The organism is Luteibacter sp. HA06, assembly GCF_054061215.1.
This window is the reverse complement of the sequence record NZ_JBSSDZ010000001.1, coordinates 4,476,377-4,498,393: the sequence shown is the minus strand read 5'-3', so window position 1 is coordinate 4,498,393 and position 22,017 is coordinate 4,476,377. Positions and strand designations below refer to the sequence as shown.

The window sequence follows — 22,017 nt, the reverse complement described above, 5'->3', positions numbered from 1 at the left end:
CACTGCGCATGTTGACGCGCGGCTGCTGAGGCCGCGCGCGGGAGGCTGCGCCGTTTAAGGCGCGAGACCCTCCCATGGAAGTCGTCCCTGCGAAAAAACTGACCGACGTGGTCGACGATGGATCGGTGCCGCCCTATGTGCAGGCGCTGGAAGATCGCGTGGGCGCGTACCTGCCGCGCGACCAGGTGCTGCGCATCCGCCGCGCCTTCCTCATCGGCGCTGCCGCGCACGACGGCCAGACCCGCAAGTCCGGCGAGCCGTACATCACGCATCCCGTGGCCGTGGCGCAGGTGCTGGCCGAACTCGGCCTGGACGCCGAAACGATCATCGCCGCGATCCTCCACGACACGCTGGAAGACACCAAGCTCGCGCGAGAGGAACTCGCCGGCGAGTTCGGTGAAACCGTGGCCGAGCTGGTCGACGGCGTCACCAAGCTCGACAAGATGCGTTTTTCCAGCCGGCAGGAAGCGGACGCCGAAAGCTTCCGCAAGATGCTGCTGGCGATGGCGCGCGATCTGCGCGTCATCCTGATCAAGCTCTCCGATCGCCTGCATAACATGCGTACGCTGGGTGCGAAGGACGGCGCCTCGCGCCGCCGCATTGCGCGCGAAACGCTGGAGATTTACGCCCCGATCGCGCAGCGCCTGGGCATGAACAAATTCAAGGCCGAGCTTCAGGATCTCGGCTTCAAGGCGCTGTATCCGGATCGCCATCGCATTATCGGCGAGCGTATCCGTGCCGCGCTGGGCAATCGGCGCGAAGCGATGGCCAAGATCGAGATGGCGCTGGAAGGGCGCCTTGCCGCCGAGAAGATTCCCGGTCGCGCGGTCAGTCGTATCAAGTCGGCCTGGAGCATCTATTCGAAGATGCGCGGCGAACACAAATCGTTCGCCCAGCTGATGGACGTCTACGGTTTCCGCGTCATCACCGATTCGGCCATGCACTGCTACATGGCGCTCGGCGCCGTGCATGGCCTTTACAAGCCGGTCGACGCCCGCTTCAAGGATTTCATCGCCATTCCCAAGGGCAATGGCTACCAGTCGCTGCATACCGTGCTCCTCGGGCCCTTCGGTGCGCCGATCGAAATCCAGATCCGTACCTCGGAGATGGAGTCCGTCGCCGAGCGCGGTGTCGCGGCACACTGGGCGTACAAGTCCGATTCCGGTCCCGCGAATAGCGCGCAGGCCCGTGCACGCGAATGGCTCTCCGCCCTCGCAGACAGCCAGGCCAACACGCCTTCGGCGGCCGAGTTCCTCGAGAACGTCAAGATCGACCTGTTCCCGGACGAGGTCTACCTGTTCACCCCGCGCGGCGAGATCTTCTCGCTGCCGCGTAATGCCACGGCCCTGGATTTCGCCTACGCCGTGCACACCGACGTCGGCGATCACGCCGTCGCGGCGCGTGTCGACAAGAAGCTGGTGCCGCTGCGCACGCGGCTGGTTTCCGGCCAGCAGGTGGAAATCATCACCGCGCCGTCCGCCGTGCCGAACCCAGCCTGGCTGGAAGCGGTCGTCACCGGCAAGGCTCGTACGGCCATCCGTCAGTACCTCAAGCATCTCCAGCACGAGGATGCAGTGGACTTCGGTCACCGCATGCTCGATCGCGCCCTCGACGCGCGCGGCCTGAGTCTTGACTCGGTGCCCGCCGCGGCGCTTGATCGCTTCCTCGACGACGCCAAGCTCAAGCGCCTTGAGGAACTGCTCTCCGAAATCGCTCTCGGCAACCGCTTCGCCGACCAGGTCGCCACGCAGCTCGTCGCCTTGCTCGGTCCTAGGGAGGGTAGCCACCCGCAGGCACCGCCGGAGCACAACGCCGAGAAGATTCGCATCAGTGGTGCGGAGCGCGGCGTGCTCAGCTTCGGCAACTGCTGTCATCCGCTGCCCGGCGATGAAATCGTCGGCTTCCTGTCTTCAGGCAAGGGCATCGTGGTGCACCGGGTCGAATGCCCGAACGTCGTCGAGTTCCGTAAGACCCCCGAGCGCATCGTCGCCATCGAATGGGACCGCGACGTGCAGGGCGACTACCGCGCCGAACTGCGTATCGAGGTCCTGAACCGTCCGGGCGTACTCGCCACGGTCGCGGCGGCCATCGCGGACGCCGGCTCGAACATCGAGAACGTCGAGTACATCGAACGAGACAGCACGGCTGCCACGCTGCTCTTCGCCATCGAGGTGAAGGACCGCAAGCACCTGGCCGATGTGATGCGCCGCGTCCGCCGTACCGGCGTAGTCAGCGGCGTCTACCGCCACCCGCTGTAGACCCTTCGGCTGTAAGGGCCTTCTGAATGTGGGAGCCGATTCATCGGCGATCCCGCGGCAGCGGGCCAGGTGTACGCAAGCACCCAATCGCCGCTGAAGCGGCTCCCACAAGAAGCATTCAGCGACAAAGCATTCAGCCAAGGCATTCAGCCAAAGCATTCAGCCAGGGAGCATGCGATAGACTCTGGGGATCATTTGCCGAGGACGCCCCATGACCCGCAGCACCATCGCCACTGACAAGGCACCGTCGGCCATCGGCCCGTATTCCCAGGCGGTTCGCGCCGGCAACACGGTGTATTTCTCGGGCCAGATCCCGCTCGATCCGGCTACTGGCAATCTCGTCGAGGGCGATATCACCCTGCAGACGCGCCGCGTGTTCGACAACCTCGTCGCCGTGGCCGAAGCCGCCGGCGGCAAGCTGGCGGATATCGTTCGCGTGGGCATCTACGTGACGGACCTCGGCAACTTCGCCGCCGTGAACGCGGTGATGGCCGAATACTTTCAGCAGCCGTATCCGGCGCGCTCGACGATCGAGGTCTCGGGCCTGCCCAAGGGCGCCCAGGTCGAAGTCGACGCGATCCTCGTCCTGCCGTAATCCGCGGCACGATCCGTGGCCCGAAGCGCAGTGACCACGCCGGTGACATCGCCGGCGGATCCCGGACGCGCACCGCTGACAACGCTCGGTGGTGTCGGGCCCGCGCTTGCCGACACGTTGGGCAAACTCGGCCTCCGCGAGGTGCAGGACCTCTGGTTCCACCTTCCGCTGCGCTACGAAGATCGCACCACGGTCGTGCCTATCGCCGACCTCCGCCCGGGCGATCGCGCGCAGGTGGAAGGCATCGTCGAGCATGTGGAGCGCGGCTTCCGCTTTCGACCGCAGCTCAAGGTGATTATCGGCGACGACTCCGGTCGTCCGTTGCTGCTGCGCTTCTTCCACTTCCGCAAGTCGCAGGTGGACCTGCTCGCCAAGGGCACGCGTTTACTCTGCTTCGGTGAAGTGAGGCAGGGGCCGCAAGGTTTCGAGATTGTCCATCCGCAATACCAGCGCATCGAAGTCGACGAGCAGGTACTCGTGGACGAGCGCCTGACGCCGGTGTATCCCACGACGGAAGGTCTCGGGCCGCGACGCCTCGCCAGCGTGATCTCGCGTGCGCTCGCCCATTTGCCGACAGACGACCGGCTGGAACTGATCCCCGACGAGATCGGTCGGCCCATGGGGCTGACCTCGCTGCGCAATGCCTTGCTTCATGTGCATCGCCCGCCGCCCGACGTGGACCTGCGGCAACTGGGCGAAGGCACGCACCCCGCGCAACAACGCCTCGCGTTCGAAGAACTGCTCACCCAGCATCTGACCTTGCGGCGCATGCGCGCTGCGGTGAAGAAACGAAAGTCGCCGGCGCTGAAAAGCGCAGGTACGCTCCGCGACCAACTCCTCGCGTCGCTGCCGTTCGCACTCACCAAGGCCCAGTCCCGCGTATCGAAAGAAGTCGCCCGCGACCTTGCCCGCGCGCACCCCATGCTGCGTCTGGTCCAGGGTGACGTAGGCAGTGGCAAGACGGTCGTTGCCGCGCTCGCTGCGCTGGCGGCGATCGAAAGTGGTTACCAGGTCGCGCTGATGGCGCCGACTGAACTCCTTGCCGAACAGCACCTGCGCAACTTCCGTGCGTGGTTTGAGCCACTTGGCCTCGAGGTGGAATGGCTCGCCGGCAAGGTGCAGGGCAAGGCGCGCAAGAGCGCGCTGGCGCGTGCCGCTGGTGGCGCGCATGTGCTCGTCGGCACGCACGCGCTCATGCAGGAAGGAGTGAGTTTCGCGAAACTCGGACTCGTGATCGTCGACGAGCAGCATCGCTTCGGCGTCCATCAGCGCCTCGCCTTGCGCGACAAAGGTGCGGAGGGCGATCTCATTCCGCATCAGCTTGTCCTCACCGCAACGCCGATTCCACGCACGCTTGCCATGAGCGCGTACGCGGATCTCGATGTCTCGTCGATCGACGAGCTTCCGCCGGGCCGCACGCCGGTGCAGACCGTCGCTATCTCCAACGAGCGCCGCTACGACGTGATGGAGCGCATCCACGCCGCGTGCATGGAAGGGCGGCAGATTTACTGGGTCTGCACGCTCATCGAAGAATCCGAGCAGCTCAATGCGCAGGCGGCGGAAGTCGCGCATGCGGAACTCACGGTCGCCTTGCCGGATCTCGCTGTTGGCCTGATTCATGGCCGCATGAAGCCGAAAGAAAAGCAGGCCGTGATGGACGCGTTCAAGGCCGGCGAACTGGCTGTGCTGGTCGCGACCACCGTGATCGAAGTCGGCGTGGATGTGCCCAATGCCAGCCTCATGGTGATCGAGAACAGCGAGCGCCTGGGCCTGGCACAGTTGCACCAGCTACGCGGCCGCGTGGGCCGTGGTGCGATCGCGTCGAACTGCGTGCTGCTTTACCAGAATCCGCTGTCGCGACTCGCACGCGAACGCCTGCAGGTGATGCGTGAGACGAACGACGGTTTTCGCATTGCGGAGAAGGATCTCGAACTGCGGGGCCCAGGTGAAGTCCTGGGCACCCGGCAGACCGGGCAGCTGCAGTTCCGTATCGCCGACCTCACCCGCGACGGGCATCTCATGCCGGAAGTGCAGCGCGTTGCCGAAGCGATGATGAAGGGGCATCCGGCGCGGTGTGAGCAGTTGATCGCGCGCTGGGTGGGTGACGCGGCGCGCTACGTCGACGCCTGAGGCATCGCCGCTGAAGCGGCTCCCACACAAACCCTGTGGGAGCCGCTTCAGCGGCGATGCTCTTACCGGGCGAGCGGCGGCTTGGCCAGGCCCAGGTGTCTGCGCACTTCCGAGGCGATCGCCGCCGTTTCCCTCAGTGGTGTCTGCGTCGGCGGCGTCTGCGCATCGATATCGTGCAGCAACCCCGCTGCGCGCAGTTCCTGATGGAACCTCTGTAGCTTCTCCGGCAGCGGCCGGGACACGAAGGTATGTACCGGCCGACCGGTCGCGCACGCCTCGGAAAGCATGTTCACGGAGTCGGGCGTGACCACGAGCCGGTCAGCCCAACCAAGGATGCCAGGATAGGGGTTCGCGCCGTCCGTGCTGTCCGCCCAGACCACGCCGGGCAGCCCGGCGAACGCTTCGCGGATCCGCGTCCGTTGCGTGCCCGGTGTTCGACGTGAGGCCGCCACCAACACTGACCCGCCATCGACAGCATGCCGTGCCTTCACTGCGGCAAGAAAGGCGGCGGCCGCGTTGTCGTCGAACGGCGCGCCGCGCCGGGCGCCGCCGATCAGCACGCCGAGCCTCGGCGACGGCAATCCGGCGAACTGCGCGAAGCCATCGCGACCGTCGGCCAGCCAGGCATCGTCGATCGGGTGCAGTGAGCCGAGAGGATTGAGGACATTCTCGCCGCGAAGGGTGTCGTGCTTTGGCGCGATCACCAGGTCCCAGTGCACCGGGTCGATCCGCGGATCGAGCACCTGCACGGCCAGCGTCTTGCCGTCCGACCACTGGCGGATCTGTCGCGTCGCCCAGGCGGCGCTGCGGCCGCAGCCAATGACCAGATTAGGCCAGGGCGGCAGGAGACTGTCGTTGTTGCGGTCCAGGGCGATGCGCGAACCCGGCAGCTGCCGCGGCGCGAACCAGGACCAGGGCGCGCGCAGCTCGACCACGATCTCGCGGATCGTGGGGGTCAGCGCCTCAGCCAGGGCCAGCGCCTGCCGGCGATTACCGGCGGCGCCGTCTGTCACGACCCAGCAGGCATCCTGGGGCAGCATTGTTGTCGAATTTGCCACAGTTCGTTCCCTGGCTGACCGGTCACGGACCCGCCCATGACGCTTACACTGTCGGGATGCCGGGGCCCCGGCGATCCATCACTGTACAAGGATATCCATGAGCGCTCCGTTGTCCGATGCTTCGCTTGACCAGCTCTTCCTCACTGCCCGCACCTACAACGCGTGGCTCCCGAAGGAAGTGACCGACGAGCAGATCCGCCGCTTGTACGAGCTGGCCAAGTTCGGTCCCACCGCAGCCAACTCCTCGCCCATGCGCATCGTCTTCGTGAAGTCGCAGGACGCCAAGGCGCGCCTCAAGCCGTATCTGTCCGAGAGCAACGCCGAGAAGACGATGCTGGCCCCGGTCACCGCCATCGTCGCAACGGACTTCGCGTTCCACGAGCACCTGCCCAAGCTGTTCCCGCATGCCGATGCCCGCAGCTGGTTCGTCGGCAACGAAGCGCTGGTCCAGGCTTCCGGTACCCGCAATGGCTCGCTGCAGGGCGCCTACCTGATCATGGCAGCCCGCGCACTCGGCCTCGATTGCGGCCCGATGTCCGGTTTCGACCAGGCCGGCGTGGACGCGGAGTTCTTCGCAGGCACCCAGATCAAGTCGAACTTCCTGATCAACATCGGCTACGGCAATCCGGACAAGAATCTTTTCGACCGGCTGCCGCGTCTTTCTTTCGACGAAGCGGCACAAATAGCCTGACCTCACTTCCCGCGGTGACCAACCGGTCCCGCTGCCATCAGCAGTACCCATCCCACTGCAGGAGATTCACCATGCGCGCTCTCCGTTACGTCGCCCTCGCGGGCCTGCTCGCCACCGCCGGCACCGCCGCCGCCGCTCCGGTCACCTACAAGCTCGACCCGGGCCACACCATGGTCCTGTTCAGCTGGAACCACTTCGGCTTCTCCAACCCGACCGCCAACCTCGGCCAGGTCGACGGCACCCTCGTCTATGACGAAGCCGCCCCGACCAAGTCCACCGTGGAAGCGACCCTGCCGCTGGCCGGCCTCGACACCTTCGTGCCGAAGCTCGACGAGCACCTGAAGTCGGCTGATTTCCTCGATGCCGCCAAGTTCCCGACCGTGACCTTCAAGAGCACCAAGGTCACCTCGGCGGGTAAGGACAAGCTCAAGGTCGTCGGCGACCTCACCGTTCACGGCGTCACCAAGCCGGTCACCCTCCACGTCACCGTCAACAAGGTCGGCCCGCACCCGATGATGAAGGTCCAGACCGCCGGCTTCGACGCCACGGCGACGATCAAGCGCTCGGACTTCGGCGTCGGCGCCTACGTGCCGAACGTCTCCGACGAGATCAAGATCCGCATCACCACCGAAGCGCACGACGCTGCGGCCGCTGACAAGAAGTAAGCAAGCACCAGGTTTCATGCTTCCAGACCCGCGCCGGCAACGGCGCGGGTTTTTCGTCTCGCGAGGAGACCTTGGTGCCCACCCTCGCTGCTCAGACAGTCCTCCGCGTTCGAAAGGGAAAGCCGCTCCGCGGCCATGTACTTATTGGCCTACGGCCGCTCCACTTGTCCGGAACTCGCCTCGAGGGTGGACACCAAGGTCTCTCACGACGATACGGTCAGCGGGAAGGAGAGCCGTTGAGCGGTGTCGCTGCCGAAGCCGGTCGTCACGGCCGTCGTGCTGGTACGTACATTCCGGCGCGCTGAGCGACTTCCTCGCCGCTGCGCCGCCTCGCGCGAACGATCGCGACTGGCGAGACAGTTGACCGCTTGACGATGGCGATGACCCGACCGCCGAAGCGGCTTTGCTTCGTCGGCTCGACCGCACGAACCTCAGGGTTCGGGAGAGTCTTCGGTGCCCACCCTCGAGGCGAGTTCCCGACAAGTGGAGCGGCCGTAGGCCAAATGAGTACATGGGCCGCGCAGCGGCCTTTCCGATACGAAACGCGAAGGGGTGTCTGAGCAGCGAGGGTGGGCACCGAAGGCTCTGCGCCGTGACGTCCGGACCCCCCCCAGGTCCAGCGATTCCGCCAAGAGCGAATGGCGTTTTTTGCTACCATCGCAGACCCACGTTCCACGGCCCAGTCCGGAGTTTCCCCATGCATGCCAATCCCGCGGCCGCCAAGCTCATCCCGGCCAACGCCGAGAACCGCTACGAAGTGACCAAAGCGGACCTTCCGCTGTCCTGCCCCATGCCGGGCATGTACCTTTGGAACTCGCATCCCAAGGTCTACCTGCCCATTGTCGACGACGGTGGTACCTCAAAGTGCCCCTATTGCGGCGCCAATTACGTGTTGAAAGACTGAACGGCCCCGCGCGGGCATGCTTGATGCATTGCCCGTGACACTCCTTCCTCTCGGACCGCCCATGGCCACCGTCTTTCCCGATCGGACGATGACCGTCGTACAGCTCATCCCCGCCCTTCATTCGGGTGGTGCCGAGCGTTCGACCCTGGAAATTGCCAGGGCGCTGGTTGCTGCCGGGCATCGGTCGGTCGTGGTCTCCGCGGGAGGCCGGCTGGTTGCGCAGCTCGAGGCCGAGGGTAGCGAGCATGTCATCTTGCCGATCGGGCACAAGTCGCTCGGCACGTTGTTCACCGTCGGCAAGCTTCGCCGCATCTTTCGCGAGGTGAAGCCGGACATCGTCCACGCCCGCTCGCGGCTGCCGGCGTGGATCGGCTGGTGGGCCATGCGTGGCGTGAAGCCGCGCCCCCACTTCGTCACCACGGTGCACGGGCTGAATTCGCCAGGGCGTTACAGCGCCATCCTCCTGAGGGGTGAGCGCGTCATCGTCGTCTCGCAGACATTGCGCGACTATGTCCTGCGCCATTATCCGGACGACATCGACACGGCACGCGTCGCCGTCATCCCTCGCGGCATCGACACCGACGCTTTCCCCTATGGATATCGTCCGGACGACACCTGGCAGCGCGGTTTCTTCGAGGAATACCCGCAGCTGGCCGGCGCGCCGCTGCTGACCCTTCCCGGGCGCGGCACGCGCCTGAAGGGCCATGCGGACGCGATCGAGTTGCTCGCCGACCTCCAGCATCGGGCTATCGACGCGCGCCTGCTCCTGCTCGGCGCGGACGAGCCCGGTCGCGAGGCCTACGTTACCGAGTTGCGCCAGCTCATCCATACCCGAGGCCTGGACGACAAGGTCGTGATCTCTCCCGCCCGCGACGACGTACGTGATGTCTTCGCCATGTCGGCGCTCGTCCTGCAGCTTTCCGTGCGCCCCGAGTCGTTCGGGCGGACCGTGGTCGAGGCGCTGGCGTTGTGTCGGCCGGTCATGGGCTACGCACACGGCGGCGTCGGCGAACTGCTGGCTGAGCTCTATCCGGCCGGCCGCGTCCCCCTGGGCGACCGTGAAAAGCTGGTCGAGCGCGCCGCCGAGCTGCTGCGCTTCGCTCCGCCGATCCCGCCCCCGCGCAGCTATCGCCTTGTCGACATGCAGGAGGCCACGCTCGCGCTCTATGCCGACGTTCTCCAGGGCGTCCCCGCCGCGTGAGTGGGACTATCGCCCGTTCGATCAAAGCCGGCCTCGCGTCTCCGCTGCTGCCCATCTGGCTCGTGCCGGCGCTGTTGCCGTTCGGGCGCAGTGCGGAACTGGGCGTCTTTCTTTCCCTCGTCGGGGCGATCCTGCTGCTGGTCCGCGAGCCGCAGGCGATTCGTCACCACCCCGGCGCGAAGCTGTTCCTCTGGTTATTCGCAGCCTACGCAGGCGCCGCCCTGGTATCGGCTATCGACGCCGTGGCACCAGGGAAAACCTGGCTTACGCTGGCAGGAATCCTGCGTTTCGCACCTCTTGGCGTGTACACCTGTTTCGCCATGCGTCGGCCGGGCAAGGTCCGCGCCCTCTATCTCGCCACCGCCGTCGTCGTCGCGATCTGGGTGGCGGATGCCTGGGTGCAGGCCCTCACCGGTTACAGCCTGGCGGGCGCCTCCAATGCCGAGCGTCTGTCGGGCATCTTCGGCGCCGACAATCTCAAGCTCGGTCCGGCGCTCTCTGCGCTGTCGCCGTTTCTGCTTTGGGGTGCCCGTGAGCGCTGGGGACGTCGCGGCCTGATCCTCGCCTTCCTGCTGGCGCTGGGACCCGTACTCCTTTCCGGTTCCCGCGCGTCATGGCTCTGCTACGGCCTCGTCGCCCTGGGCTTCCTCTGGAACGAAGCAAAAACGCCGCGCCGGTTTGCCGTGGCCTGCCTCGCCGCCGGAGCGACACTCGCCCTCGTCGCCTTGCTCGCCTGGCAGGTATCGCCGCGCTTCCGCGATCGCGTGGCGCATACCTTGCCGGTCTTGTCGGGCACCAGCGCAGGCGTCGACGCCGCGCTGACCGGGCGCCTGGACATCTGGACCACCTCGCTGCGCATGTTCGCCGCGCATCCGGTGAACGGCGTGGGCGTGCGCGGGTTCCGCTATGCCTATCCGGCGGTGGCGCCAGCGGGCGACCATTTCCTGACGATGGAAAAATGCGCGGACGGCGAAGGTGCCTGTCATGCGCACCAGGTCGTGCTGGAAGTGGCGACCGAGACAGGCATCATCGGGTTGCTGGCCTGGCTGGCGGCGGTCGTCCTGGCCGTGCGTACGTGGTGGCGCGCCGGCGTGGTCGCACGCTACCGCGCCTTTCCCGCCACGCTGTCGCTGGTCGTCATCCTCTTTCCCCTGAACACCCATATGGCCTTCTATTCGGCCTGGTGGGGTCTGCTCGCCGCGTGGCTTTTGTCGGTGTGGTGCGCCGCGCTCTTCGCGGACCTGCCGGACCTGGAGCCGCGGGATGGCGCGTGAGCCGCTGTCGGTCGTCGTCACGACGTTCAACAACGCCGACACGATCGATGCTTGCCTGGCATCCGCGAGCTTCGCCGACGATATCCTGGTCCTCGATTCCGGCTCCACGGACGCGACATGCGACATCGCCGCGCGACGGGGGGCACGCGTTGAAGTGCAGCCTTTTGCCGGTTATAGCGCGCAGAAACAGGCAGCAATCGATCTGGCCGCACACCGGTGGGTGCTCCTGCTGGACTCGGACGAAGCCCTCCCCGCCGCCGCTGCGGACCGTGTTCGCGCGGCGCTGGAATCGCCAGAAGTCGCCGGGTTCGAACTGCTTCGTCGCGAGTGGGTGTTCTGGCGCTGGCAGCCCGAACGCGCACGGCTGAATCACTACGTGCGCCTGTTCGATCGCACCCGCGCTCGCATGAGCGGGCATGAGGTGCATGAGAGCGTCGTGGTCGACGGGCCGGTGCGTCGCCTCGACGCCATCATCGATCACTACGGCGAACGCGATATCGAAGGCCGGGTCGATAAGGCCAATCGCTACTCATCGCTGCAGGTGCATGATCGCCACACACGCACACCGCGCTACCTGCGCGCACGCATGGTCGTGTATCCCGCGGTGGCCTTCCTCCGTTACTACCTGTGGCGCGGCCACTGGCGTGGCGGCTGGGCAGGCTTCATCGCGGCGCGCGTGCACGCCTTTTACGCATTCCTGAAGTACGCGAAGCTCTACGAGCTCCGGGTCTCACGCCGCGCGGGCAAGGGCGGCGCCTCGCACGCCGAACGCGGCGACCAGTAGCTCGCAGGCTTCGCGGCGCAGCGCCTCCCGGCGCCGGAACTCGCTACGACGCTTGCTCTCCACCGTCGATTCGTCCCGGATCGGCTCGTGCACGGGCATGGCAAAGAAGCCATGTGCATCGGCCACGCCGCCGTTCTCCTGCCAGAACCCGTCGTAGTCCGCCTTGATTTTTTTCCTGCTGGCGAACGGGTGCGCCTCGTTGCCGATGCCCAGGATGCGTTCCGCGCCCATGGCCTCGGCGAGCGAACGAACCATGGACAGGAGCAGGTTCTTCGGACGCAGGCCATGGCATTGCCGCGTGAGTTCGCGAATGGCATCGCGCCCCGCGTTGTTGGCGGCGCCCTGCAGGCAGCCGATGATCACGGTGCGGCCTGCGTCCACGAACGAAATCGTGGCGCAGGATATCTGCAGTCCCTCCTCGTTCATCAGCGAGATGCTCAATTCGCCTTCGCGTGCGCGAAGCGTCGGTGCCTTCAGGACGAGCGACAGGTTGCTGCCATCGCGCAGCACCAGTCGGCCCAGAGGCACGCTACGTGCCCGGTAAAGGCGATCGAACAGCTTGCCGGGAAAGCGCTCGAGCGCGAACGCATAGTGTTCGCGTGTCGCGACCAGGCGCTGGCGCATCGACCAGTGACGGTTCATGTAACGGTGCTGGTAGCGCTCGATCAACGTGCGATCGAGTACCGAGACGCCGAACATGGCCCGTGTTTCCAGGAAAGCCAGCCATGCCGCGTGCTGCCGCCAGTTGAGCAGGGAGCGAGCGACATAGGTCATCGTGGCATTGAAGCCACGTGAGCGCGAGCTATGCCATTCGGCCCGGCCGCGCAGGGATCGCGCGAAGCGGAAGAGCGACTGCATGGGGTAGGTCCGTCTAAGGGGGAAGACGAACCTTATTTACGCTCGCATTTTTTCGCGGAGCTTTCGTCGTGGCTGACGGGAAATAGTTGCCTAGGACCGTACTTAAACGCGATCGTGCGGGATCAGTAGATCTTCGGCTCGCCAGGCGGGCGCGTCTTGAATCGCTTGTGCACCCAGAGGTATTGCTCGGGTGCTTCCCGCGCCATGCTTTCGATCTGTGCGTTGACCGACGCCGTGTCGCGCTCGGCATCGTCGCTCGGAAAATCCGCAAGCGGTGCACCCAGGCGCATGGCGTAACCGGCGTCGTCGGGCAGTCGGCGGTGATAGAACGGAATCACCAGTGCGCCGGACAAGCGGGCAAGGTGGTGGGTAGCGGTAATCGTTGCCGCCCTGACGCCGAAGAACGGCACGAAGACGTTGTCCTTGCTGCGCATGTCCTGGTCGGGCGCGTACCACAGCGTGCCGCCTTTCTTCAGGTAGCGCACGGTGCCGCGGATATCGTCCTTCTCGAACATCGCATCGGCATAGTGCAGGCGCGAACGCAGCACGGCGAACTCGAACACGTCCGAATCCATGCGCCGGTACATCCCGGCGATGCGGATGCGCGAGGAAACCAGGCGCGCACTGAGTTCCAGATGCGAAAAATGTCCGCCGACAAGCAGGACACCACGACCCGCGGCGCGCGCGGCCTCCAGGTGCTCGAGACCGTCGACGGTGACCGGGACCTTCGCGATGGCGCGGTCCGAGCCCATCCAGCCGAGCGCGAATTCGGCCAGCATCATGCCGACATCGAAGAGGTTGGCCCGCAGCAGGGCCTTCTGGGCAGCTTCGCCCAGTTCGGGGAAGCAGAGGGCGATATTGGTCGCGGCGATGCGCCGGCGCTCGGGATTCAGGTGCAGGGCGAGCCGGCCCGTCGTGCGGCCCAGGCGCATCAGCGCGCGAAAGGGCAGGTGGGCGATCAGCCAGATGACGCCGACGCCGATCCACGCCGCCCAGTGACGAGGAGCAAGCAGGCGCAGGGTGAAGGAGGGGCGGGGCATTCCGGGCATGTCCCGGCATTGTAACGAATGGGGGCGGCTATACTGCCGGGTCACCGGGAAGTCCCAGGGAACCGCGTGCTGCTGCGTCTGATCTACAACTGCGCCATGTACCTGTTCACGCCGCTGGTGATGCTGCGGCTGATGGCGCGCGGCATGCGTTACGGCGACTACCACGTGCGCTGGCGCGAGCGCTTCGGCCGCTTCCCGCTGCCGCGCCTGCATGGGTGTCTTTGGGTGCACGCGGTGTCGGTCGGCGAGGTCAATGCGGCCGAGCCCCTGGTCAAGGCCTTGATGGAGGCTTATCCGGAGGCGCCCATGCTCGTCACGACGGTGACGCCGACGGGATCCGAACGTGTCCGCCAGTTGTTCGGCGACCGCGTCCACAGCGTCTACCTGCCCTACGACCTGCCGTTCGCGGTGCGGAGCTTTCTGCGCAACACGCGCCCGCGGCTGGCCGTGATCGTCGAGACCGAGATCTGGCCGAACCTGTACTTCGCCTGCCGCCGGCACGGCATTCCGCTACTGATCGCCAACGCGCGTCTCTCCGAGCGCTCGCTGCGTGGTTATTCGCGCATGAGTTCGCTGGTGAAGGGTGCACTGCGCTGCGTCAGCCACATCGCCGCACAGTCGCGCACGGACGCCGCACGTTATCGCCTGCTCGGCGCCGAACCCAGCCAGCTCACTGTCTGCGGCAACCTCAAGTTCGACATGCCTGTCCCCGAGGATGCCTGGGCGGCCGGCAAGACCATGCGCGAGGCCTGGGGCACCGGACGCCCGGTGTGGATCGCGGCGAGCACGCACGAGGGCGAAGAGATGAGCGTGCTCGAAGCACACCTCGACGTGATGCGGCGCCTGCCGGATGCGTTGCTGTTGATCGCCCCGCGACACCCCGAGCGCTTCAAGGCGGTGGAATCGTCCGTGCGCAGCCTGGGTTTCCACGTGGGTACGCGCAGCAACGATGGCGTGCCCGGCCAGAACACCCAGTGCTTCGTGATCGACTCGATGGGCGAGCTGCTGCGCTTCTTCGCCGCCTGCGATGTCGCCTTCGTCGGCGGTAGCCTGGTCCCTATCGGCGGCCATAACGTACTCGAGCCCGCGGCACTGTCGAAGCCGGTCCTGGTCGGCCCGTACACGTTCAATTTCGAAGAGATCACCCAGGCCCTGCTCGATGAATCCGGTGGCCAGCGTGTCGCCAGCGGCGGCGAACTCGGCGAGCAGGTGCTCGCCCTCCTGCGCGACCACGAGCGCCGCCAGGCCATGGGCACCGCCGCCCGCCACGTCTTCGACAGCGAGCGCGGCTCCGTCGGCAAAGTGATGGAACTGGTCGACCGCCTGCTGCAGGAATAAGAAGCGGAATAAAAAAGGCGGACCCGAAGGCCCGCCTTTTCATCGCGCGATGGAACGTGGCCCTTACTGCAGCAGCGAGTTCACCGCTTCGAGGTCCTTGATGTCCACCGTGCCGGCTGTCTGCTTGAGCAGGAGCTTGTCGAGGATGAACTGGTGGCGGGCCTGCGAGTAGTCGCTGAGCGACGAGGTGAGGTTCTGCTGGGCGATCAGCACGTCGACGATAGTGCGGGTACCGACTTCGAAGCCGGCCTGCGTGGCGTCGCGGGCGCTCTCCGACGACTCGACGGCCGCCTTGGTCGCGCCGACCTTGCTGATGCCGGCGACGACGGAGCGGTAAAAGTTCAGCGTGTCGCGGACCACCTGGCGGCGTACCGATTCCAGGGAGTCCTGGGCGGCGTCGCGCTGGTAGATCGACTGGCGGACACGCGACTGCGTGAGGCCGCCGGAGAAGATCGGCACGTTGAGCGTGAGGCCGACCGAAGTCGCGCCACGGCCGTTGCTGCCGGACGACGAACCAAGGGTGCCCGCGGTGGCAGCAGAACCGACGCCGCCGTTCTGCGCCCATGCCGTGGTCTTGTTGTAGCCCAGCGAGGCGTCGATCGTCGGCAGGTGGCCGGCGCGCGCGGACGAGATGCTGTGCTCGCTCGAGTCGACGCTGTACTGCGCGGCGAGGATGCTCGGGCTGCTCTTGACCGCTTCGGCGACCCAGGCCTTCGGATCGTTCGGCGTCGGGGCATCCATCGGCAGCTGCTCGCGCAGCTTCTTCAGGTTGTCTGCCGGCTTGCCGGTGATCTGGGTGAGCGCTTCACGCGAATCGGCAAGCGTGTTCTCGGCCGTGATGACGGAGGCGACCGAAGTGTCGTGCTGGGCCTTGGCGTCCTGCACGTCCGTGATGGCGGACAGGCCGACGTCGAAACGCTGCTGGGCCTGCTCGAGCTGGCGGGCGAGGGCCTGCTCGTTGGCCTTGGCGAACGTCAGGGCGTCGTCGTTGGTCAGGACCTGGAAGTAGGCCGTGGCGACGCGCGTCAGAAGCTGCTGGACGGCTGCTTCATAGGTCGCGTTCTGCGAGTCCGCCGATGAATGGGCGGCCTGCAGGTCGGCGATCTGACTCAGGTTGAACACGCTCTGCGTCACGGTCGCGCTCAGCGTGCGCTGGCGGGTGTGGCCGATGTCGCTCGACAGGAGCGGATTGCCGGCGCCGTCGACCAGCGGATTGCCGGCGGCGTCGGTCAGCACCTCACGCGAGGGGCCGGCGGGATTGCTCTGGGTGATGCCGAGCGAGCCGTTGACCTGCGGGAGCAGCAACGCACGTGCCTGGTCCACGCCTTCGCCGGTGGCGAGACGGGTGGAATCGGCCTGCGACAGCACCGGATCGTTTGCGCGGGCCTGGCGGTAGGCGTCGAGCAGATCTTCAGCATGGCTCGCGAACGGCGTCGCGGCCAATGCCAGCGCGACGGTGAGCAGCTTCAAGCGCATGGTTTCGCCTCGTGGGTGATGGGTAATCTGTGGGTCAGAGCACGAAGCGCTTCACCGGCGCAGCGTGCGCCAGGTAAGGAAGGTCCGTTTCGAACAGCGATTCCTCGCGGAAGCGGCCTTCACCCTCGTGGGTGAGGAGCACTGCCGTCTGCGCGGGGGAATCGCCGCGTACGACGAACATGCGCCCACCCGGCTTGAGCCAGCGCACGAACTTTTCCGGAACCGTGTGGACGGCACCGGTGATCACGACGGCATCGAAAACGCCGGTCGGGTTGTAACCGTTGACGGCCTCGGCGGTCTCCAGCGAGATGTTGGTCACGCCGGTGGCGGCAAGGCGCTGACGAGCGGCCTCGACGAAGTCGGCGTGCATGTCGATGCTGGTCACGTGGGCAGAAAGGCGGGCCAGGCAGGCGGTCAGGAAGCCCGAACCGGTGCCGATTTCCAGCACGGCGTCGGACTTCTTGAGCTCGAGGGCCTGCAGCACGCGGCCTTCCACGACCGGCTTCATCATCACTTCGCCGTGGCCCAGGGGCAGGGTCAGGTCGGCGAAAGACACGTTGCGGTGGGCCGCTGCGACGAAGTCTTCGCGGCGGATACCCTTCAGGGTCTCGAGGACGTCGAAGTCCAGGACTTCCCACGGGCGAACCTGGTTCTCAACCATGTTCTGCCGGGCCTGCTCGAAATTCATCGCCATGGTGTTGGATTCCGTACGAAAAGCTATGAAAAGGTTCGAAAGGATAAGCGTTCGGAGCCTGCTTTCCCAATGTGTTAAGGCTGAGGGCCCCGTACCGCTGCTACTAAGTGCCGGAAGTCACCGGACGGGGCTGACGGAAGTCATGCCCCATCCCCTACTGTGGCTCGCTGGCGCCTGAACGGCCTGATGGCGCAAGTCCCTGATGCCCATGGGAACCGAGTCGGCTGGCCCCACTTCATTCTAAGGTAGACGGGTGGTCAGGCTCTCACTTTTTCCTGCGGCGTGGATGACAACCATGACGTGCTGGAAATAACTGAACCGCTGCGTATAATAAAGTCATAATTTTTGTTTGTGAAGGTGTAGCCATGAACGCCAGCCCGAAAATGAAAACGCAGGGTCCCGGGCGTCCGAAGGATATGGAGAAGCGCGCGGCCATCCTCGATGCCGCCAAGGCGCTCTTCACCCAGGGCGGCTTCGCGGGAACCAGCATGGACGCCGTCGCGGCCTCCGCCGGCGTATCCAAGCTCACCGTCTACAGCCATTTCGGCGACAAGGACAACCTCTTCCGCGAGGTCATCCGCGCCCATGTGCAGGAACGCCTGCCGGACGATCTCTTCGACTTCAGCCCGGGCGCGGATATTCGCGTCACCCTGAATAACATCGCCAGCCGTCATGCGGCGATGGAAACCAACGTCGAATCGGTTGGCACCTTCCGCGCCATCCTCTCGGACTGCCAGGCCGGTGGTAACCCGCGTTTCGGCCGGCTGGTCTGGGAAGAAGGCCCGGTGCGCATGCACAAGCTGATGCAGCGCCTGCTCGACGGCGCCACGGCGCGCGGCCAGCTCGAAATCGCGGACACCTCTCGCGCCACCACGCAGTTCCTCGCCCTGCTCAAGGGTGATCTCCTGCTCCGCCGCCTGTTCGGTTGCGAAGACTGCGCCGTGCAGTTCGGCGAAGAGGTCAAGGCCAACGCCCTGGCGGCCGTCGAGATGTTCATTCTCGCCTACGAGCCGCGTCCGAACTGCTGAGCACTCGCTTCCGGCACCCGCTTCGTGGTTGAATCCGCCTCGAAGCGGGGGTGCCCAAGCAATTGCGTGGGCTGAGAGAGTCCCTTCGAACCTGATCCGGTCCGTACCGGCGTAGGAAGCTTCGTCCACGGGTAACGTGCGTCCGCGCACGTGTGCTTCCGTGGCGGCGCCGTCCGCTTCTCCCCTTATCCGCAAGGAACGAGAAGCCAATGAACGCCATGCCCTCCGATCTTGCCCGCGCCGCGCGCGAGCTCTCCGAAGCCGTTACCACGCCGATCGCCGGCTCGCGCAAGATTCACGTGACCGGTAGCCGCCCCGATCTGCGCGTGCCGCTGCGAGAGATCGTCCAGGCCCCCACGCCGACCCTGTTCGGCGGCGAAGAAAATCCCCCGATCGTGGTCTACGACACCTCTGGTCCCTACACCGATCCCGAGCACGCCGTCGATCTGGCCAGCGGTCTTCCAGCACTGCGCGCGCGATGGATCGCCGAGCGGGGTGATGTCGAGCGTCTGGATGGCCTGTCTTCCGCCTTCGGGCGGGCGCGTGCCGACGATGCGCGCCTGGACCCCATTCGCTTTGCCTTCCCTCGCATGCCCCTGCGCGCGAAGGCGGGAGCCAATGTCACGCAGATGCACTACGCCCGCCGCGGCATCGTGACACCGGAGATGGAATACATCGCCATCCGCGAGAACCAGCGTCTGGATGCCCTCGTCGACAGCGCGCTTCGCGTGCAGCATCCGGGCGAATCCTTTGGTGCCTCGCTGCCGAACCGGATCACACCCGAATTCGTGCGCGACGAAGTGGCGCGTGGCCGCGCGATCATTCCCGCCAACATCAACCATCCGGAAGTCGAGCCGATGATCATCGGCCGCAACTTCCTGACCAAGGTCAACGCGAATATCGGCAACAGTGCGGTGAGCTCCGGGATCGCCGAGGAAGTGGAGAAGCTGGTCTGGGCGATACGCTGGGGCGGCGATACCGTGATGGATCTTTCCACCGGCAAGCACATCCATGAAACGCGCGAATGGATCATCCGCAATGCGCCGGTGCCAATCGGCACGGTACCGATTTACCAGGCGCTGGAGAAGGTGGGTGGCGTTGCCGAGGACCTCACCTGGGAGATCTTTCGCGACACGCTGATCGAACAGGCGGAGCAGGGCGTCGATTACTTCACCATCCACGCCGGCGTGCTGCTGCGCTTCGTTCCGCTGACGGCAAAGCGTGTGACGGGCATCGTCTCGCGTGGCGGCTCGATCATGGCCAAGTGGTGTCTTGCGCATCATCGCGAGAACTTCCTCTACACGCACTTCGAAGACATCTGCGAGATCATGAAGTCTTACGACGTGTCCTTCAGTCTCGGCGATGGCCTGCGTCCGGGCTGCATAGCCGACGCCAACGACGCCGCGCAGTTCGGTGAACTCGACACATTGGGTGAACTGACCAAACTGGCCTGGAAGCATGACGTGCAGACCATGATCGAAGGTCCCGGGCACGTGCCGATGCACCTGATCAAGGAAAACATGGATCGTCAGCTGGCGGTATGCGACGAGGCGCCGTTCTACACCCTGGGCCCTCTGACCACGGATATCGCGCCCGGCTACGACCACATCACCAGCGCGATCGGCGCGGCGATGATCGGCTGGTTTGGCACGGCCATGCTCTGCTATGTCACGCCCAAGGAACACCTCGGCCTGCCGAACCGCCAGGACGTGCGCGACGGCATCATCGCGTACAAGATCGCCGCGCACGCGGCGGATCTCGCCAAGGGACACCCGGGCGCACAGGTGCGCGACAACGCCCTGTCGAAAGCACGTTTCGAGTTCCGCTGGGACGACCAGTTCAACCTCGGCCTCGATCCGGACAAGGCTCGCGAATTCCACGACGAGACGATGCCGAAAGACGCGCACAAGTCGGCCCACTTTTGCTCGATGTGCGGGCCGAAGTTCTGCTCGATGAAAATCACCCAGGACGTCCGCGACTACGCCGCCGGCATGGAAGAAAAGGCAGCCGGCATGGAGGGGAAGGCGCAGGAATTCCGCGCCCAGGGAAGCGAGGTCTACAGCAAAGCCTAAACGCACTGTGGGAGCCGCTTCAGCGGCGATGCTCTTCGCCCCTGTGGGAGCCGCTTCAGCGGCGATGCTCTTCGGGCATCTCCGCTCCGTCAGCTTTTCGCCGATGAATCGGCTCCCACAGGGAGCTGGCGTGCCTCTTCACCCGCTGTTACCAGCCATATCGAGAAAATTCGTAAGCATCGACCGAATGCCGGCGGGGTAAGCTAAGCCCCTCACGTTCCCCCACATAAAGGACAGGCATGAACGCGAACGCCGCCCCCTCGCCATCGCCCACCCGTCGCCGACGCAACCCCATCAGCCTCACCGTGGCCGTCGTGATCGCGCTGCTGATCCTGTGGGTGTTGATCACCATGTGGTGGTGGGACAAGGAGCCGGAGCAGTTCGACCCGGTCACCGTGACTACGGCGCACATGAAGGAGATCGGGCGACCGATGGCCACCGGCGCGGTGACGACGTACACGCTGATCGCATCGGTGAAGACGCTGCTGGACAAGCGCGGCGGTTACCTGAGCAACGACAAGCTGCCGCCGGGCGTGTTCATGGATAACATTCCCAATTGGGAATTCGGATCCCTCATGGCCTCGCGCGATCTCGCCCAGGCCCTTCGCAATAGCTTCAGCCGCTCGCAGACCCAGTCCACCGAAGACAAGGACCTTGGCGAAGCCGATCCCCTGCTCAACAGCCCGAACGATCGCTGGCTGCTGCCGAGTTCCGAATCGCAGTACGGCAAGGCCACTGACGACCTCGAGAAGTACCTCGTGCGGTTGAGTGACAGCGAGGATGCGAACGCACATTTCTATGCACGCGCCGACAATCTTGCCGATTACCTGCAAACCGTTTCGGCGCGCCTGGGCTCGCTTTCGCAGCGTCTCTCTGCGAGCGTCGGTCAGTTGAAAGTGGATGCGGCGCCGAACGCCGATGTCGCCGGTAATGCCGGGCAGTCGAAGGCGGTTTACGTGAAGACACCCTGGAACAAGATCGACGACAACTTCTACGAAGCCCGCGGATACACCTGGGCGTTACTGGAGCAGTTGAAGGCGATCCGCCACGACTTCGCTCCGATCCTGCGCAGCAAGAATGCGGATGCGAGCCTGCAGCAGGTCATTCGCGAACTTGAAGAATCGCAGAAGGCGCTGGGTAGCCCGGTAGTCCTGAACGGCTCGCCGTTCGGCTTCTTCGCGAACCACTCGCTGGTGATGGCGAATTACATCTCGCGCGCCAACGCGGCGATCATCGACCTGCGCACGTTGTTAGGCCGCGGTTGAAAAAAATCGGCTCCCTTGTGGGAGCCGATTCATCGGCGATCATGGTCGCCGGGCTTCGCAGGGATCGCCGATAAATCGGCTCCTACCAAGCAGGTCGCGTCAGATCAGTGATCAGCCTTGTAACGACCCATGCCCGCAACGATCTCAGCCTTCGCCTCTTCCGCGCCGACCCAACCGTCGATCTTGACCCACTTGCCCTTCTCGAGATCCTTGTAGTGCTCGAAGAAGTGGCCGATGCGCTCGAGCCAGTGGCCGGACACCTGGCCGATATCCTTGATATGCGCGTAACCGGCGAACACCTTGTCGACCGGGACCACGACGAGCTTCTCGTCGGCGCCCGCTTCGTCGGTCATCTTCAGCATACCGACCGGATGGCAGCGGATCACCGAGCCCGGCACCAGCGATAGCGGCAGGATCACGAGGGCGTCGAGCGGATCGCCGTCGCCACCCAGGGTGCCCGGCACGTAGCCGTAGTTACACGGGTAGCGCATCGGGGTCGACAGGATGCGGTCGACGAAGATCGCGCCGCTTTCCTTGTCCACTTCGTACTTGACGGGCTCGGCATCCTTGGGGATTTCGATGATGACGTTGATTTCGTCCGGCACATTCTTGCCGGCGGGAACGAGGTGCAGGCCCATGGGATTCCTTGGTGATTCGGGGGGTTAAGTCGGCCGAAT

General features: G+C 65.3%; 19 protein-coding genes and 1 riboswitch. Of the genes, 13 read left to right on the top strand and 6 right to left on the bottom strand.

Going from position 1 to position 22,017, the window contains the following annotated elements; all coding sequences use genetic code 11:
• Nucleotides 1-74 precede the first annotated feature (74 nt).
• The 3 genes from ACVWWJ_RS20785 (at nt 75) to recG (ending at nt 4,983) form a co-directional block, all read left to right on the top strand.
• Complete coding sequence (locus ACVWWJ_RS20785) at nt 75-2,258, top strand: RelA/SpoT family protein (RefSeq protein ID WP_456969321.1); 2,184 nt, start codon at nt 75-77, stop codon at nt 2,256-2,258.
• A gap of 211 nt (nt 2,259-2,469) precedes the next feature.
• Nucleotides 2,470-2,853, top strand: coding sequence for a RidA family protein (locus tag ACVWWJ_RS20780; protein ID WP_456969320.1), 384 nt, complete (start codon nt 2,470-2,472; stop codon nt 2,851-2,853).
• A gap of 15 nt (nt 2,854-2,868) precedes the next feature.
• A complete protein-coding gene (gene recG, locus ACVWWJ_RS20775; RefSeq protein ID WP_456969319.1) occupies nt 2,869-4,983 on the top strand; it encodes an ATP-dependent DNA helicase RecG in 2,115 nt (704 codons plus the stop codon).
• 62 nt (nt 4,984-5,045) lie between these two features.
• Here recG and ACVWWJ_RS20770 read toward each other — a convergent pair whose 3' ends face one another.
• Nucleotides 5,046-6,023: a mitochondrial fission ELM1 family protein gene (locus ACVWWJ_RS20770; RefSeq protein WP_456969750.1), complete on the bottom strand. Its 978-nt coding sequence runs from the start codon at nt 6,021-6,023 to the stop codon at nt 5,046-5,048.
• A gap of 115 nt (nt 6,024-6,138) precedes the next feature.
• Between ACVWWJ_RS20770 and ACVWWJ_RS20765 the strand changes: the two genes are divergently transcribed.
• From ACVWWJ_RS20765 to ACVWWJ_RS20740, 6 genes are all read left to right on the top strand, one after another.
• The gene (locus ACVWWJ_RS20765; protein ID WP_456969318.1) at nt 6,139-6,732 is read left to right on the top strand and encodes a malonic semialdehyde reductase; all 594 of its coding nucleotides are present in this window, start codon (nt 6,139-6,141) and stop codon (nt 6,730-6,732) included.
• Between the two features lie 71 nt (nt 6,733-6,803).
• On the top strand, nt 6,804-7,397 hold the full coding sequence (locus ACVWWJ_RS20760; protein ID WP_456969317.1) for a YceI family protein: 594 nt from the start codon (nt 6,804-6,806) through the stop codon (nt 7,395-7,397).
• 697 nt (nt 7,398-8,094) lie between these two features.
• Nucleotides 8,095-8,301 (top strand): zinc-finger domain-containing protein, encoded by a 207-nt coding sequence (locus ACVWWJ_RS20755; protein ID WP_046979305.1) that lies wholly within the window; start codon nt 8,095-8,097, stop codon nt 8,299-8,301.
• Between the two features lie 88 nt (nt 8,302-8,389).
• A complete protein-coding gene (locus tag ACVWWJ_RS20750) occupies nt 8,390-9,502 on the top strand; it encodes a glycosyltransferase (RefSeq protein WP_456969316.1) in 1,113 nt (370 codons plus the stop codon).
• Complete coding sequence (locus ACVWWJ_RS20745) at nt 9,499-10,776, top strand: O-antigen ligase family protein (protein WP_456969315.1); 1,278 nt, start codon at nt 9,499-9,501, stop codon at nt 10,774-10,776. Before ACVWWJ_RS20750 ends, ACVWWJ_RS20745 begins: the two co-directional genes overlap by 4 nt.
• Entirely contained in the window at nt 10,766-11,560 is a 795-nt protein-coding gene (locus ACVWWJ_RS20740) for a glycosyltransferase family 2 protein (protein ID WP_456969314.1), read from the top strand. Before ACVWWJ_RS20745 ends, ACVWWJ_RS20740 begins: the two co-directional genes overlap by 11 nt.
• Here ACVWWJ_RS20740 and ACVWWJ_RS20735 read toward each other — a convergent pair.
• Together ACVWWJ_RS20735 and lpxL are read right to left on the bottom strand one after the other, a co-directional pair.
• Complete coding sequence (locus ACVWWJ_RS20735) at nt 11,507-12,418, bottom strand: VirK/YbjX family protein (protein WP_456969313.1); 912 nt, start codon at nt 12,416-12,418, stop codon at nt 11,507-11,509. The two genes, ACVWWJ_RS20740 and ACVWWJ_RS20735, sit on opposite strands and share 54 nt — an antisense overlap.
• Before the next feature lie 122 nt (nt 12,419-12,540).
• The gene (lpxL, locus tag ACVWWJ_RS20730; RefSeq protein WP_456969312.1) at nt 12,541-13,458 is read right to left on the bottom strand and encodes an LpxL/LpxP family Kdo(2)-lipid IV(A) lauroyl/palmitoleoyl acyltransferase; all 918 of its coding nucleotides are present in this window, start codon (nt 13,456-13,458) and stop codon (nt 12,541-12,543) included.
• 81 nt (nt 13,459-13,539) lie between these two features.
• Between lpxL and waaA the strand changes: the two genes are divergently transcribed.
• Complete coding sequence (gene waaA, locus ACVWWJ_RS20725; protein WP_456969748.1) at nt 13,540-14,805, top strand: lipid IV(A) 3-deoxy-D-manno-octulosonic acid transferase; 1,266 nt, start codon at nt 13,540-13,542, stop codon at nt 14,803-14,805.
• A gap of 63 nt (nt 14,806-14,868) precedes the next feature.
• Here waaA and ACVWWJ_RS20720 read toward each other — a convergent pair whose 3' ends face one another.
• Entirely contained in the window at nt 14,869-16,281 is a 1,413-nt protein-coding gene (locus tag ACVWWJ_RS20720; RefSeq protein ID WP_159895783.1) for a TolC family outer membrane protein, read from the bottom strand.
• 34 nt (nt 16,282-16,315) lie between these two features.
• Entirely contained in the window at nt 16,316-16,975 is a 660-nt protein-coding gene (locus tag ACVWWJ_RS20715; RefSeq protein ID WP_159895785.1) for a protein-L-isoaspartate O-methyltransferase family protein, read from the bottom strand.
• A gap of 365 nt (nt 16,976-17,340) precedes the next feature.
• On the opposite strand from ACVWWJ_RS20715, the gene ACVWWJ_RS20710 reads away from it, so the two are divergent.
• The 3 genes from ACVWWJ_RS20710 (at nt 17,341) to ACVWWJ_RS20700 (ending at nt 21,340) form a co-directional block, all read left to right on the top strand.
• Complete coding sequence (locus ACVWWJ_RS20710; protein ID WP_456969311.1) at nt 17,341-18,003, top strand: TetR/AcrR family transcriptional regulator; 663 nt, start codon at nt 17,341-17,343, stop codon at nt 18,001-18,003.
• A 36-nt stretch (nt 18,004-18,039) separates the two neighbouring features.
• A riboswitch (TPP riboswitch) is annotated at nt 18,040-18,138 on the top strand.
• Between the two features lie 74 nt (nt 18,139-18,212).
• A complete protein-coding gene (gene thiC, locus ACVWWJ_RS20705; RefSeq protein WP_456969310.1) occupies nt 18,213-20,075 on the top strand; it encodes a phosphomethylpyrimidine synthase ThiC in 1,863 nt (620 codons plus the stop codon).
• 239 nt (nt 20,076-20,314) lie between these two features.
• Nucleotides 20,315-21,340, top strand: coding sequence for a DUF2333 family protein (locus ACVWWJ_RS20700; protein WP_456969309.1), 1,026 nt, complete (start codon nt 20,315-20,317; stop codon nt 21,338-21,340).
• Nucleotides 21,341-21,444: 104 nt separating this feature from the next.
• Here ACVWWJ_RS20700 and ppa read toward each other — a convergent pair whose 3' ends face one another.
• On the bottom strand, nt 21,445-21,978 hold the full coding sequence (ppa, locus tag ACVWWJ_RS20695; protein WP_063572247.1) for an inorganic diphosphatase: 534 nt from the start codon (nt 21,976-21,978) through the stop codon (nt 21,445-21,447).
• Nucleotides 21,979-22,017 lie beyond the last annotated feature (39 nt).

Coding starts and splice junctions, on each gene's coding strand:
- ACVWWJ_RS20785 (WP_456969321.1), top strand. CDS start 75: ATGGAAGTCGTCCCTGCGAAAAAACTGACCGACGTGGTCGACGATGGA.
- ACVWWJ_RS20780 (WP_456969320.1), top strand. CDS start 2,470: ATGACCCGCAGCACCATCGCCACTGACAAGGCACCGTCGGCCATCGGC.
- ACVWWJ_RS20770 (WP_456969750.1), bottom strand. CDS start 6,023: ATGCTGCCCCAGGATGCCTGCTGGGTCGTGACAGACGGCGCCGCCGGT.
- ACVWWJ_RS20765 (WP_456969318.1), top strand. CDS start 6,139: ATGAGCGCTCCGTTGTCCGATGCTTCGCTTGACCAGCTCTTCCTCACT.
- ACVWWJ_RS20760 (WP_456969317.1), top strand. CDS start 6,804: ATGCGCGCTCTCCGTTACGTCGCCCTCGCGGGCCTGCTCGCCACCGCC.
- ACVWWJ_RS20755 (WP_046979305.1), top strand. CDS start 8,095: ATGCATGCCAATCCCGCGGCCGCCAAGCTCATCCCGGCCAACGCCGAG.
- ACVWWJ_RS20750 (WP_456969316.1), top strand. CDS start 8,390: ATGACCGTCGTACAGCTCATCCCCGCCCTTCATTCGGGTGGTGCCGAG.
- ACVWWJ_RS20740 (WP_456969314.1), top strand. CDS start 10,766: ATGGCGCGTGAGCCGCTGTCGGTCGTCGTCACGACGTTCAACAACGCC.
- ACVWWJ_RS20735 (WP_456969313.1), bottom strand. CDS start 12,418: ATGCAGTCGCTCTTCCGCTTCGCGCGATCCCTGCGCGGCCGGGCCGAA.
- lpxL (WP_456969312.1), bottom strand. CDS start 13,458: ATGCCCCGCCCCTCCTTCACCCTGCGCCTGCTTGCTCCTCGTCACTGG.
- ACVWWJ_RS20720 (WP_159895783.1), bottom strand. CDS start 16,281: ATGCGCTTGAAGCTGCTCACCGTCGCGCTGGCATTGGCCGCGACGCCG.
- ACVWWJ_RS20715 (WP_159895785.1), bottom strand. CDS start 16,975: ATGGCGATGAATTTCGAGCAGGCCCGGCAGAACATGGTTGAGAACCAG.
- ACVWWJ_RS20710 (WP_456969311.1), top strand. CDS start 17,341: ATGAACGCCAGCCCGAAAATGAAAACGCAGGGTCCCGGGCGTCCGAAG.
- thiC (WP_456969310.1), top strand. CDS start 18,213: ATGAACGCCATGCCCTCCGATCTTGCCCGCGCCGCGCGCGAGCTCTCC.
- ACVWWJ_RS20700 (WP_456969309.1), top strand. CDS start 20,315: ATGAACGCGAACGCCGCCCCCTCGCCATCGCCCACCCGTCGCCGACGC.
- ppa (WP_063572247.1), bottom strand. CDS start 21,978: ATGGGCCTGCACCTCGTTCCCGCCGGCAAGAATGTGCCGGACGAAATC.